Source organism: Pseudobutyrivibrio sp. C4, assembly GCF_900111635.1.
Taxonomy (GTDB): domain Bacteria; phylum Bacillota; class Clostridia; order Lachnospirales; family Lachnospiraceae; genus Pseudobutyrivibrio; species Pseudobutyrivibrio ruminis.
In genome coordinates this window covers 29,651-42,207 of the sequence record NZ_FOHF01000009.1, presented here as the reverse complement: position 1 = coordinate 42,207, position 12,557 = coordinate 29,651, and the positions used below count along the sequence as shown (strand labels likewise).

Genomic DNA, 12,557 nt, shown 5'->3' with positions numbered 1-12,557 from the left:
CAAAAAAGAGCTCAAACGAGCTCTTTTTTTAATGCATATTATTCACCACCAATTATTTGAATGGTTCCTTCACTGCCTCCTGAAGAATCACTTGTCGTGGATGATGAACCACCAATTACACCAGTGTTTGGCATTTGGTAACCACCATGGTATGGACAATATGTTCCGAATGTTGCAGCATCTACGCCGTATGCTTCGTCAGCAGTTCCGGCAGCTGCGCCTACAATAAATACTCCTGAGTAGGCAGGGCATTCTGAATTTGCAAACATATGTGACTGTGTACAAACAGTACCGAGATAATGCTTATCACAGTATTCTGTAGGTTCGGTGCCTTCCTCAAAGTATTCTGTGTAAACCATAGAACCACGAGGGTCGCAGTCGCATACACCGCCAATGGCAAGCTTGCCTGATTTTTTACATACTTGAGCAGTAACAATTCCATCTGGCATTGTAAAATCTTTAGCAGATAAATTCTCGTGAATTCGGCTCATTACGGCCTTCCAAATAACCTTTGAGTAGGTTGTGTAGCTTTGAGGTGTATTGTCGTCAAATCCGCCCCAAATAACGCCTGTATAGTATGGAGTGAAGCCTGCAAAGACTGTATCACGATTCTTTGTTGTAGTACCGGATTTGCCGGCTACAGCAATACCATTTACATCAAAGTTGGCAGCTGTACCAGTGCCGGAAGTCATAACGTCTTCCATAGCGCTTGTAAGTAACCAAGCAGTTGTTTCTTTTAATACTCTAGTTGAAGTGTTATCTCTATTATCAAGAATTATATTTCCCTGATGATCAACTACAGTAGTGTAGAAGATTGGTGAATTGTATTCGCCACCATTTGCGATTGTAGCATATGCTGATGTTAGGTCTACATTAGTAACACCATTTGTGATACCACCAAGAGCGAGAGCCTGGTTGTTATCACCATCAGTCAATGTTGTAATTCCTAAATCTTTTGCATATTGGAAGCCAAGGCTTGTTCCGATATCGCCCATTACTTCAACAGTAACAACGTTGATAGAGTTTGTAATGGCAGTTCTGATATTGGTCCAGCCAAGGTATGTGTTGTTGTAGTTTTTAAGTGAAGTGCCATCTGCATATGTAGTTGGCATATCATTTTCAACAGAAGCAAGTGTCATTCCGCCGGCATCAAGTGCAGCAGCATAACATGCTATAACCTTGAATGTAGAACCTGGCTGACGAGTAATACCTGTAGCTCTGTTAAGAGTCTTGGCTGCTGTCTTATCGCCACGTCCACCAACCATAGCAACAACCTGACCAGTGTATTGATCGATAATTGTCATTGCGGCCTGAGGCTGAAGTGTATAGGTTACAGACTCTCCAGCGATTTCATCGCCATCTTCCATAATTGCTGCCTTGTATTCTTCGATTGCAGCAGCTGCTTCCTCTTCTGAGTCAAACTCAAGAGTGTAGCTAGAGTTGCTTGACTGGTAATAAGAAAGCATTGTGGTATCAGAATAATTGGCGGTTGTGCCATCTGATTTTGTAATGGTCAATCTGTATGAGAATGAATATTTTTCAATTCCCTTATAGTTGTCAGTATTGTTTATTTCTTCCTCTACGATATTTTGGATTGAAGTATCTTGTGTAGAGTAAATTGAAAGACCGCCTGAATATAATAGTGAATAAGCTTCAGTTTCTGTGTAACCAAGTCTTGTTTGTAAATCCTCAATAACCTCATCTGTCAAAGCATCAACAAAATAAGAAGTTGAGGAAGAAGATATTTCGGTATTAAGTACCTGAATTCTATCGTAAACATCATCTGCGAGAGCTGTTTCGTATTCGCTCTCTGTGATGTAACCCTGATCCAACATATTTTTAAGCACCTTTTTACGGCGCGTTGCGTTTTCCTCTGGATGAGAAATAGGATTGTATTTTGTTGGATTCTGTGTGATTCCAGCGATAACTGCGCATTCAGAAAGGGTCAAATCCGAAACAGATTTATTAAAGTATCTCTCAGCTGCTGCTTCAACTCCAAGTGTGTTCTGACCTAAGTTGATACTGTTAAGGTAGTTCTCTAAAATAACATCTTTACTAACTATTTTTTCAAGCTGAACGGCTAGGTATTGCTCCTGTATTTTTCGATTAATACTATCAAGCTTAGTTCGCTCTGATGTCCATGTGGTGAAGTAGTTATTTTTAAGTAACTGCTGGGTGATTGTACTGGCACCCTGAGAAAAATGGAAACCGTCCAGGATACCTTGCATTGCTGCTCTTATAATACCCTGTGGATCAATACCATTATGCTCATAGAATCGAGCATCCTCGATTGCAACGAAAGCATGTTGTAAATCGATAGGAATATTATCTAAAGTAACATAGGTTCTATTGGCACCTGTTGATGCTAAGGTTTCGATTTCATTTCCGTCTGAATCATAAACTGTACTCATGTAGCCAGTTGGTGAGATATCGATTGTGGATACATCTGGAAGCTGGTCAATGAGATTCTTTGCATAGAGGTAAGCAAAAATACCACCAGCTACGACTACAGAGACGATGCATATCAGCGAAATACGAATAATGGCCAATCCGGCACTGTGACGTTTTCGCTTCTTACGTCCTGAAAGCTGAGCGGATTGCTTAGCTGCATTTTCTTTTCCGTAATTCATAATAACCTCCAATTTAGACTTCATTATACCAAAATTATCATTTATAATAAACCACATGGATAATAAGACTTTTAGAATTGTATATGAAGGCGGAACAGGGGAGATAGAAGAAAAGAAATCGAGATTTATTGCTCATATTTGCCCCGTTACAACTGAAAAAGAGGCTGTAGATTTTATTTCTGAAAAAAAGAAAGAATTTTGGGATGCAAGACACAATTGCTCAGCCTTTGTTATTGGAAACAACAACGAAGTCACTAGGTGCAACGATGATGGTGAACCTGCGCAGACAGCAGGTCGTCCTATGCTGGATGTTCTTCTTAGAGAAAACATTCATAACTGTGCAGTAGTGGTGACTCGTTATTTTGGTGGAGTTCTTTTGGGGACAGGTGGCCTTGTGCGAGCATATCAGTCGGCTGTCCAGGAGGGACTGAAGAATTGCAAGATTCTAGAACCTAAAGACGGATATCCATGTGAAATAAAAACAGACTACAATGGCTATGGAAAAATAGAATATGTTCTTAGAGAAAATAATCTTCCAATTTTAAATACAGATTTTGGAGCGGAAGTAATAATTTCTTCTGTAGTCGAATGTAATTTTAAAGAAAATCTAGAAAAAATTATCGCAGACAAAACTGCGGGAAATGCCGAAATTACGTGGGATTCTCAGGTTAAATTCGATGTTTTAGATGGCCAGATTTTAAAATTTTAAAAAAAGTTGAAAAAAGTGCTTGCTATTTTAAAATCTATGCTCTATAATAGCATTCGTTGACGCGGTAAAGCAGTTGAAACAAAGCGCTCAGCGAATAATATTGGCCCATCGCCAAATGGTAAGGCAACGGACTCTGACTCCGTCATTTCAAGGTTCGAATCCTTGTGGGCCAGCTAAGACCTAAGCATTAGCTTAGGTCTTTTTTTTACCTGAAATTTATGGAACAAATCAAACTGTTAATATATAATATTTGCTAACGGTGGTTTTGGAGGTAAGTGATGTATTCGTATCAGGACAGAATTAAATACAGTGAAGTTGATGCTAATCTTGATCTCACATATTTTGGCTTAGTTAATTACATGCAAAACTGTAGCTGTTTTCATTCTGATGATGTTGGCGTTGGTGTATATTACTTAGCTCCCAAAAGACTAGGTTGGTTTGTGACAAGCTATGAAATACATATTAAAAGATTGCCAAGGTATTCAGAGAAAGTAAAGGTATGCACATGGCCATATCAGGTTAGAGGCATGATGGCGCATCGTCTTTACTCAATCGAAACCGAGGATGGAGAGGTTTTAGTTTATGCAGATTCCCTCTGGGTGCTTATGGATTTGGATAAGCTCAAACCATCCAGATTTACAGAAGAAATTGCAAAAGCATATCCGGAGGATGCTAGCCTTCCTCAGTTTGATTTAAATCACAACAAGTTAAGGCTCAGTGCAGACATAGAAAAAGTTGGAGAGTTTACAGTTACAGACAGATATTTGGACACAAACAACCACATGAATAACTCTCACTACATAGATGTCACCCGTTATTACTTACCAGAGCAGTCATTCAACACAATTAATATCAACTACAAAAAAGCAGCATTGTTAGATGACAAGCTAGATGTGTATATAGGAAAAATAGAACAGGGATATCAGGTAGTCCTCAAAAAAGAAGATGAAGTTTATACAATAGTGGAGTACAAATAATGAAATTAGGCGAAATACAAGTTTTAAAAATAGAAAAGAAAGTTGAGTTTGGTGTTTATCTTTCAGATGGAACAGAAAGAGTTCTTTTGCCAAAGAAGCAGGTTCCAGAGAATGCCAAAATCGGAGACGAGATAAAGGTATTTGTATACAAGGATTCTAAGGATAGATTAATCTGTACAACAAATACTCCAAAGCTTACTTTTGGCCAGATGGGTGTTCTTTCAGTTAGCCAGGTTAATAAAGTAGGTGCATTCCTTGATTGGGGATTAGAGAAAGATTTATTCCTTCCTTTCAAGGAAATGACAAAGCAGCCATCTGAAGGTGACGAGATTTTAGTTAGAGTGTACATCGATAAAAGTCAGCGCCTCTGTGCCAGCATGAAGGGCTTATACGAGATGCTTTCTACAAAGCCACCATATCAGGTTGGCGACGAAGTAGAAGCTAGAATATACGAATTTGGACATGACTTTGGCACTTTCGTTGCTATCGAGGACAAATATTCTGCAATGATTCCAAGGCATGAGGATACAAGCAAGTACCGAGTTGGAGATGTTCTTATGGTTCGCATCACAGGCATCAAAGAAGACGGTAAATGCGATGTTACAATCAGAGATAAAGCATACATCCAAATGGAAGATGATGCAGAAGCGTTACTTGATTTAATAGATAGCTATGCTGGTGTATTGCCATTTTCAGAAAAGGCATCACCAGAAGTTATAAAAAGGGAAACAGGTCTTTCAAAAGCGGCTTTTAAACGTGCTATTGGAAGACTCTACAAGGAAAGAAAGATTTCCTTAGTAGATGGAAAGATACGCAAACTATAAGGAGGACATACTTATGAAAAATGTAATCTCAACAACAGCTGCGCCAGCGGCAATTGGCCCATATTCACAGGCCATCGAGGTAAATGGAATGGTTTATACATCAGGTATCATTCCAGTTGATCCAGAAACAGGTGTTATTCCTGAAGGTGCTGCAGCACAGGCTGACAGAGTATTCAAGAGCATGAGCGCATTGTTAGAGGCAGCCGGTACATCCATGGGAAATGTTGTTAAAACAACAGTCTTCATTAAAAACATGGATGATTTCGCAGCAATTAATGAAGTATATGCAAAGTACTTCCCAGAGCCATTTCCAGCTCGTTCATGTATTGAAGTTGCTCGTATTCCAAAGGATGTTCTCTTGGAAGCAGAGGCAATTGCAATCAAATAAATTCGGAGAAGTGTTATGGTTTATGATGTTATTGTTATAGGAGCGGGGCCTGCTGGCCTTGCTGCTGGAATATATGGTAAGAGAGCTGGCTATAATATTCTTGTATTAGACACAAGTTCTATCAGCGGAGGTCAGATACTCAACACATACGAGGTAGATAATTATCCTGGTATTCCAGGAGTATCAGGCACCGAGTTGGCAGATGCTATGAAGCAGCATTGTGAAAAGCTTGGAGTTGAGTTCGCTAGAGGTCGTGTTACTTCCATAGTAGACAATGGGCAGACAAAAGAGCTTGTTACTAAAAAAGAAACTTTCCAGACAAAGACAGTTATTATTGCTACCGGAGCAACAAACAGAAAGCTTGGATGTCCTGGTGAGGATGAGTTTTCAGGCATGGGCGTTTCTTACTGCGCTACATGTGATGGTGCATTCTTCAAAGATAAGGTAGTGGCTGTAGTTGGCGGTGGAGATGTAGCCCTCGAGGATGCAGCTTATTTAGCTAGAACCTGCAAAAAAGTTTATCTTATTCATAGAAGAGATGAGTTTAGAGGAGCTGTAGTTTTACAAAACCAAATCAAGTCTCTTGATAATGTAGAGTTGGTATTGGATTCCACAGTTGAATCTATAATTGGAAATGATTCAGTTGAAAAACTTCTTATAAAGAATAAGAAAACAAATGAAGAAAAAGAACTAGAAGTAGATGGTGTATTTATTGCGGTAGGTACAGTGCCAAACACCAAAACTATTTCGGGGCTTCCTTCATTAGATGAAAGAGGCTATATTGTTGCAGACGAAACATGCGAGACTAATATTCCAGGAGTATTTGCAGCAGGAGATGTTAGAACAAAGCAATTACGTCAGGTAATTACTGCAACCGCTGATGGGGCGAATGCAATAACATCTATAACCAATTATTTAAATTTAAAATAGTTTACTAAAATGTTACAAACTCAACATATTTTCAGATTATAAGAAAATGCAGGGTTAAATCGGACTTGACACATTCACTGTTAGATTATATAATGACAACAGTTGTAATAAGTTTGTAACAAATTCGGAGGTTTTTTTACAGAATGAATTCAAAAATGACAAAAGCTGTTAGTTATACACTTGCTGCTTGTGTTGTTGTTTCAAGCCTTTCATTTAGCGCTAGTGCTGCTACAGCTACATCAGGTGTTAGCGCATTATCTAGTGCAACAGGCGTTTTAGAAACAACAGACTATACTGCTTTCGCAGGTGCACAGCTTTCAGTTAATGATATGATTGCAAATGCAAATATACTTGCTGCAGAATCACAGTTAGCAGACAACGAAGCTAGTACAGTTGCTGCATCTGAGGAAAATCCATATGCAGATATTGCAATTGCTCAGGTAGATAATTACGTATATATTCGTGAGTCGGCATCAGCTGATAGCGATTATGTCGGAAAGTTATATAACAACTCAGCTGCTACAGTTTCTGAAACTGTTGAGGCAGAAGATGGTACATGGTTACTTATCACATCTGGTGATGTTACAGGTTATGTAAAGAGCGAATACGTAGTTCAGGGTGATCAGGAACTTGCAAAGGAAGTTTCAAGACGTTTAGCTACAGTTAAGACAACTACTCTTTATGTTCGTGAGGAAGCTACTACAGAATCCGACATCATCGATTTGATTCCAGTAGGTGATGACCTTACAGTTGTTGATGAGTCAATGGCTGATACAGGTTGGGTAAAGGTTACATGTAATGCTGGTGAAGGCTATGTCAGCACAGATTACGTTGATCTTTCAACAGACTTTACAGTAGCAGAATCTAAGAACGCTGAAATCGCAAGATTAGCAAAGGAAGAGGAAGAAAAGAAGGCAGCTCAGGAAGCAGCAAAGAAAGCTACTCAGGCAGCAGCTGCAGTTGAGAAAGCAAACTCATCATCATCTTCTTCATCTAGCAAGTCATACTCAGCTCCTTCAGGTTCAGATGGAAGCTCAGTAGTTGCTTATGGTTCACAGTTTGTTGGTAACCCATATGTTTACGGTGGATCATCTCTTACAAACGGAACAGACTGTTCAGGATTTGTAATGAGTGTTTACTCAGCATTTGGTGTAAGCTTACCTCATTCATCAAGCGCACTTCGTAGCGTTGGTTATGGAGTATCTTATGATGAGATGCAGCCAGGTGATATCGTTTGCTACTCAGGTCATGTTGGTATTTATGCTGGTAACGGTCAGTTACTTCATGCATCTACATACAGAACTGGTATTACATATTCAAATGTAAACTACAAGCAGATTCTTGCAATCAGAAGAATCTTCTAATTAAAGAATTTTGAGGCACCGCATTTAGGCGGTGCCTTTTTTATGATAAAATGCGAAATGTTATATTGTGAATCCGTTAGGATAGAGCAGATAAAATAATAATATTTATAATAATTTGACACTAATTGTCAGAAAACTTATTTTGGAATACTGGAACCGTTTAGTGAAAATTTGCACAAAAACAGAAATTGTTAAACTAGAATATAATTTCAGACAATGTGGAAATGAAATATTTTTTCAACAAAAAATCACACAATCATCACGTAAATTCGGACTTGTAAACCATTTATCCACTTTATCCACAGAAATTGTGAACGAATCATAAAAGTTATCCACAATTTTCGAGAACGCTTGTTTTGTCTTAAATCAACAAAACTTGTAAAATTGCTTAATATGCTTGACTTTAAAAGAGAAGAAAAAATATCTGAATATGCTGCCTATTATCAGACAATAATGAGATTTGATTTTCTGTTCACAAAAGCTCCACATAATTGTAATTTTATGGCTAGTTGTGAATTTGCATAAATAAATATAAGTTTGCTATTTCATTTTTTGGTTATTTATATTAGAATGAGCATAGGTTATGTGAATTTGTATGCAAAAAAAGGTTTTGGCATTGTTAATATTGCATAGTTAATCAGGAGGTACGACCTATGATTTCTAATCAAATCATGCAAAATACAATCGAAGGATTACATCAGCTTACAAAAGTAGATTTAGCAGTGACTGATTCTGACGGTGTTGTATGCGCATCTACTTTTAATGATACAGCTCAGTTTGCAGACGCTATAGCTGTGTTTGCAGCATCTGAGGCAGATAGCCAGGTGGCTTTAGGGTATCACTTCTTTAAGGTATTTGATGATCAGCAGTTGGAATTTGTTATTTTAGCCAAAGGGGATGACGAAGAAGCATCTACTGTTGGAAAGATTGCTGCTTTCCATGTACAGGAATTAATGATTGCTTATAAGGAGCGTTTCGATAAAGATAACTTTATTAAGAATTTGCTTCTCGACAACTTACTTCTTGTTGATATCTATAATCGTTCTAAGAAGCTTCATGTGGATATTAATGCGCGAAGAGTTGTTATGATTGTTGAAGTTGGCCCAGACAAAGACGGCGACGAGCTTGATAGAGTTCGCTCAGTATTTGGCGGCAAGACAAAGGATTTTGTGACAGCAGTTGATGAGCACAATATTATTGTAGTTAAGGAACTTGGAGAGAATGATACATTCGAGGATGTAGATAAAATTGCTGCAGTTATAATCGATGCATTCCACGACAAGGATAATAAGAATATTCGCGTTTCTTATGGTACTGTTGTTGGCGAAATCAAAGAGGTTTCTCGTTCTTACAAGGAAGCTTCTATGGCTATGGATGTCGGTAAAATCTTCTTTAATGAAAAGAAAATTATTGCATACTCAGCTCTTGGAATAGGACGTCTTATTTACCAGTTACCTATTCCACTTTGCAAGATGTTTATATCAGAAATCTTCGATAACAAATCTCCTGATGATTTTGACGAAGAGACTCTTACAACTATTGATAAATTCTTCGAGAATAGCTTAAATGTTTCTGAGACATCTAGACAGTTATATATTCACAGAAACACTCTTGTATATCGTCTTGATAAGCTTGAAAAGAGCACAGGATTAGATTTACGAGTTTTTGAAGATGCAATCACTTTCAAAATTGCCTTAATGGTTGTAAAATACATGAAGTATATGGAAGATGAAAAATTCTAAGTACACTTAGTTTTATAGAAATGAGGTATTGATATTGATACGATTAGATCATGTAAGTAAATCGTATGAAGTTGGAAAACCAGCTTTGGAAGATGTTACAATACACATTGATCCAGGCGAGTTTGTATTCGTAGTGGGTGATAGTGGTTCAGGTAAATCCACCCTGATTCGATTGTTATTAAAGGAATTAGAGCCTACAAAAGGAAAAATCTATATTAATGGACAGGACCTTAAAAAGGTTACACATAAAAAGATTCCAATGTACCGTAGAAATGTTGGAGTTGTATTCCAAAACTTCAGACTTTTGCCTGATAGAAATGTCTACGAAAATGTTGCCTTTGCAATGAAGGTTGTAGAGTCATCAAACAGAGAAATAAAAAAGAAAGTACCAACTATGCTTTCATTAGTTGGACTTGCAGCTAAATATAAATCTCGTCCAAGTCAGCTTTCTGGTGGAGAGCAGCAGCGTGTTGCAATAGCAAGAGCCCTTGTAAACGAGCCAAAGATTATCCTTGCAGATGAGCCTACAGGAAATCTTGATAGCGATAACACATGGGAAATCATGCGACTTTTGGATGAAATCAATCAAAGGGGAACAACTGTAGTAGTAGTTACCCACAATATGGAAATAGTTAGAGCAATGAATAAACGAGTTATCACCATCAAAAAAGGCGTGGTAGTTAGCGATGTTGGAGGTGATGACTATGAAGATTAGTACACATATTTACAACATCGGCCAAGGTTTGAAAAACGTTTGGCGAAATAAAATGTTTTCTCTGGCGTCAATAGCAACTATGACTGCCTGTATTTTTTTGTTTGGTATATTTTATTCCTTAGGAACAAACTTCCAGGCAATGGTTAAATCAGCAGAGGAAGGTGTAGCGGTTACAGTTTTCTTTGATGAGGGAATCTCACAGACACGCATAGACGAAATAGGAGAAGAGATTTCAAAACGCCCAGAAGTAGCAAGCTATGATTTTATTTCAGCAGATCAGGCTTGGGAAGAATACAAAGAAGAATATTTTGGTGGAAATGAAGATTTGGCAGCAGGATTTGCAGATGATAATCCTCTTGCAAATTCAGCAAACTACGAAATCTATCTTAGTGATGTTTCGATGCAGTCTACCTTGGTTTCATTCCTTGAAGGACTTGATGGAGTACGTCAGGTAAATAAATCAGAAGTGGCTGCTAAAACACTTACAGATATTAATAAAGCTATTACAATCGTTTCAATGGCTATCGTAATTATTCTTCTTGCAGTATCAGTATTCTTGATTAGTAATACAGTAATGGTTGGTATTTCTGTTCGAAGAGAAGAAATCGCAATCATGAAATTAATAGGTGCAAAGGATGCATTCGTTAGACAGCCATTCGTAGTAGAAGGTGTGTTTATTGGATTGATTGGTTCTGCTATACCACTTGTACTTTTGTACTTTATATATGGCAAGGTAATTGAGTATGCTGCATCAGAGTTTAATTTTCTCAGCAGCATGGTATCATTTATTCCAATTGAGACTATATTCAATACATTGGTTCCTATTTCATTAGTACTTGGAATTGGTATCGGTTGGTTTGGCTCACGAGTAACCTTGCATAAGCATCTTAGAGTCTAGTATAATATTTCAAGTTACGTGGAGTGCCTTGGCAGTAGCTAAGGCACTTTTATCAATATAAAGGAAAGGCATTTTATATGAATACAGAATACGAATCTAACTATTCACCAGAGCTTCAAGAAAAGCCAAAGACTAGTAAATGGCCCGTAGTAATTGGCACAACAGTTGGCTTAATTGTAGGATTTTTACTTGCTACATTAGTAGCAGTTGTTGTTTTATTTGGTCGTAAGACCTCTGTGTCAGATAGCTCACAGGGAGTGATTGATACATTGACAGAGGATTCTGCCACATCAGAAAGCAAGCTGCAGACAATCCTCTACATAATTAAGAACTACTATTATCAGGATGTTGATGATCAGACATTAATCGATGGTGTTTATGCTGGTATCGTGGAAAGTCTTGATGATCCATATTCTGCATACTATACAGCAGAAGAATACGAGGATTTAATGGACACACTTACAGGTAACTATGCCGGTATTGGAGCACTTCTTCAGAAGAATGCAGAAACAGGGGAAGTATCAATTACAAAAGTATATGCCGATACACCTGCAGAGAAAGCTGGTCTACAGGAAGGCGATATCATTGTTTCGGCCGATGGAATCTTTGCAACCGAAGAAGATTTAGATGTTTTTGTACAACATATCCGCGGCGATGAGGGTACAGATGTTGAATTAGTCATTAATCGCGAAGGTGAAGAAATGACTGTCACATGCACACGTGCATCAATTTCAACACCTACTGTAGAGCACCAGATGCTTGATAATAATGTTGGATACATTCAGGTATCTCAGTTTACTGATGGAACATATGATGATTTTGTAGCAGCTTACGAAGACCTTGAAGCTCAGGGAATGACATCAGTTATTTTTGATATGAGAAACAATGGTGGCGGATTGTTAGATTCCGTAGTTGATATTCTAGATTATCTGCTTCCAGAAGGCACAGTAGTATATACAATGGATAAAGCTGGAAACAGAGAAGATTACACATCAGATGCAGCAAATTACAAATCTATTCCTATGACTGTTTTAGTAAATGGAAATACAGCATCAGCAGCTGAAATATTTACTGGCGCAATTCGTGATTTTGATTATGGAACAATTATTGGAACACAGACATTTGGTAAAGGTATTGTTCAATCAACAATTCCTTTGACAGATGGTTCAGCTGTAAAGCTTACTACTCAGACATACTACACACCTAGTGGAGAGTGCATCCACGGAACAGGTATCACACCAGATGAAGTTCTCGAATATGAGTTTTTAGGTGGTGAAGAAGATGCATATAGTGTAGACTTAGATAACCAAATACAAAAAGCATTAGAGGTATTAGCTTCTAATTAGTATTTAAACTATTGCCATTATTGAAAAGAGGTGA

Annotated in this window: 11 protein-coding genes and 1 tRNA gene; 11 read left to right on the top strand and 1 reads right to left on the bottom strand. The window is 37.9% G+C overall.

Features of this window, described 5'->3' with window-relative positions; translation table 11 throughout:
• Positions 1 to 38: 38 nt before the first annotated feature.
• Positions 39 to 2,630 (bottom strand): transglycosylase domain-containing protein, encoded by a 2,592-nt coding sequence (locus tag BMY66_RS12345; protein WP_090395380.1) that lies wholly within the window; start codon positions 2,628 to 2,630, stop codon positions 39 to 41.
• A gap of 55 nt (positions 2,631 to 2,685) precedes the next feature.
• Here BMY66_RS12345 and BMY66_RS12340 point away from each other — a divergent pair, with 55 nt between their 5' ends.
• The 11 genes from BMY66_RS12340 (at position 2,686) to BMY66_RS12290 (ending at position 12,523) form a co-directional block, all read left to right on the top strand.
• Entirely contained in the window at positions 2,686 to 3,339 is a 654-nt protein-coding gene (locus BMY66_RS12340) for a YigZ family protein (RefSeq protein WP_090395379.1), read from the top strand.
• Positions 3,340 to 3,440: 101 nt separating this feature from the next.
• Positions 3,441 to 3,512: transfer RNA gene (locus tag BMY66_RS12335), tRNA-Gln, on the top strand.
• Between the two features lie 105 nt (positions 3,513 to 3,617).
• A complete protein-coding gene (locus BMY66_RS12330; RefSeq protein ID WP_049960420.1) occupies positions 3,618 to 4,316 on the top strand; it encodes an acyl-[acyl-carrier-protein] thioesterase in 699 nt (232 codons plus the stop codon).
• On the top strand, positions 4,316 to 5,140 hold the full coding sequence (locus BMY66_RS12325) for a CvfB family protein (RefSeq protein WP_090395378.1): 825 nt from the start codon (positions 4,316 to 4,318) through the stop codon (positions 5,138 to 5,140). Before BMY66_RS12330 ends, BMY66_RS12325 begins: the two co-directional genes overlap by 1 nt.
• A gap of 13 nt (positions 5,141 to 5,153) precedes the next feature.
• Positions 5,154 to 5,528 (top strand): RidA family protein, encoded by a 375-nt coding sequence (locus tag BMY66_RS12320; RefSeq protein WP_033153141.1) that lies wholly within the window; start codon positions 5,154 to 5,156, stop codon positions 5,526 to 5,528.
• 15 nt (positions 5,529 to 5,543) lie between these two features.
• Positions 5,544 to 6,458, top strand: a complete 915-nt coding sequence (gene trxB / locus BMY66_RS12315; RefSeq protein ID WP_090395377.1) for a thioredoxin-disulfide reductase — start codon at positions 5,544 to 5,546, stop codon at positions 6,456 to 6,458.
• 143 nt (positions 6,459 to 6,601) lie between these two features.
• The gene (locus tag BMY66_RS12310) at positions 6,602 to 7,822 is read left to right on the top strand and encodes a C40 family peptidase (protein WP_090395376.1); all 1,221 of its coding nucleotides are present in this window, start codon (positions 6,602 to 6,604) and stop codon (positions 7,820 to 7,822) included.
• Between the two features lie 653 nt (positions 7,823 to 8,475).
• Positions 8,476 to 9,564: a PucR family transcriptional regulator gene (locus BMY66_RS12305; protein WP_033153146.1), complete on the top strand. Its 1,089-nt coding sequence runs from the start codon at positions 8,476 to 8,478 to the stop codon at positions 9,562 to 9,564.
• Positions 9,565 to 9,598: 34 nt separating this feature from the next.
• On the top strand, positions 9,599 to 10,279 hold the full coding sequence (gene ftsE, locus BMY66_RS12300) for a cell division ATP-binding protein FtsE (RefSeq protein ID WP_033153148.1): 681 nt from the start codon (positions 9,599 to 9,601) through the stop codon (positions 10,277 to 10,279).
• Positions 10,269 to 11,177, top strand: a complete 909-nt coding sequence (ftsX, locus tag BMY66_RS12295; RefSeq protein ID WP_090395375.1) for a permease-like cell division protein FtsX — start codon at positions 10,269 to 10,271, stop codon at positions 11,175 to 11,177. The genes ftsE and ftsX overlap by 11 nt, the downstream gene beginning before the upstream one ends.
• Positions 11,178 to 11,254: 77 nt before the next feature.
• Positions 11,255 to 12,523 carry a S41 family peptidase gene (locus BMY66_RS12290; protein WP_090395374.1) on the top strand — a complete coding sequence of 423 codons (1,269 nt, stop codon included), beginning with the start codon at positions 11,255 to 11,257 and terminating at the stop codon, positions 12,521 to 12,523.
• Positions 12,524 to 12,557 lie beyond the last annotated feature (34 nt).

Excerpts from the sequence above, each read along its gene's own strand:
- BMY66_RS12345 (WP_090395380.1), bottom strand. The coding sequence starts at position 2,630 with ATGAATTACGGAAAAGAAAATGCAGCTAAGCAATCCGCTCAGCTTTCA.
- BMY66_RS12340 (WP_090395379.1), top strand. The coding sequence starts at position 2,686 with ATGGATAATAAGACTTTTAGAATTGTATATGAAGGCGGAACAGGGGAG.
- BMY66_RS12330 (WP_049960420.1), top strand. The coding sequence starts at position 3,618 with ATGTATTCGTATCAGGACAGAATTAAATACAGTGAAGTTGATGCTAAT.
- BMY66_RS12325 (WP_090395378.1), top strand. The coding sequence starts at position 4,316 with ATGAAATTAGGCGAAATACAAGTTTTAAAAATAGAAAAGAAAGTTGAG.
- BMY66_RS12320 (WP_033153141.1), top strand. The coding sequence starts at position 5,154 with ATGAAAAATGTAATCTCAACAACAGCTGCGCCAGCGGCAATTGGCCCA.
- trxB (WP_090395377.1), top strand. The coding sequence starts at position 5,544 with ATGGTTTATGATGTTATTGTTATAGGAGCGGGGCCTGCTGGCCTTGCT.
- BMY66_RS12310 (WP_090395376.1), top strand. The coding sequence starts at position 6,602 with ATGAATTCAAAAATGACAAAAGCTGTTAGTTATACACTTGCTGCTTGT.
- BMY66_RS12305 (WP_033153146.1), top strand. The coding sequence starts at position 8,476 with ATGATTTCTAATCAAATCATGCAAAATACAATCGAAGGATTACATCAG.
- ftsX (WP_090395375.1), top strand. The coding sequence starts at position 10,269 with ATGAAGATTAGTACACATATTTACAACATCGGCCAAGGTTTGAAAAAC.
- BMY66_RS12290 (WP_090395374.1), top strand. The coding sequence starts at position 11,255 with ATGAATACAGAATACGAATCTAACTATTCACCAGAGCTTCAAGAAAAG.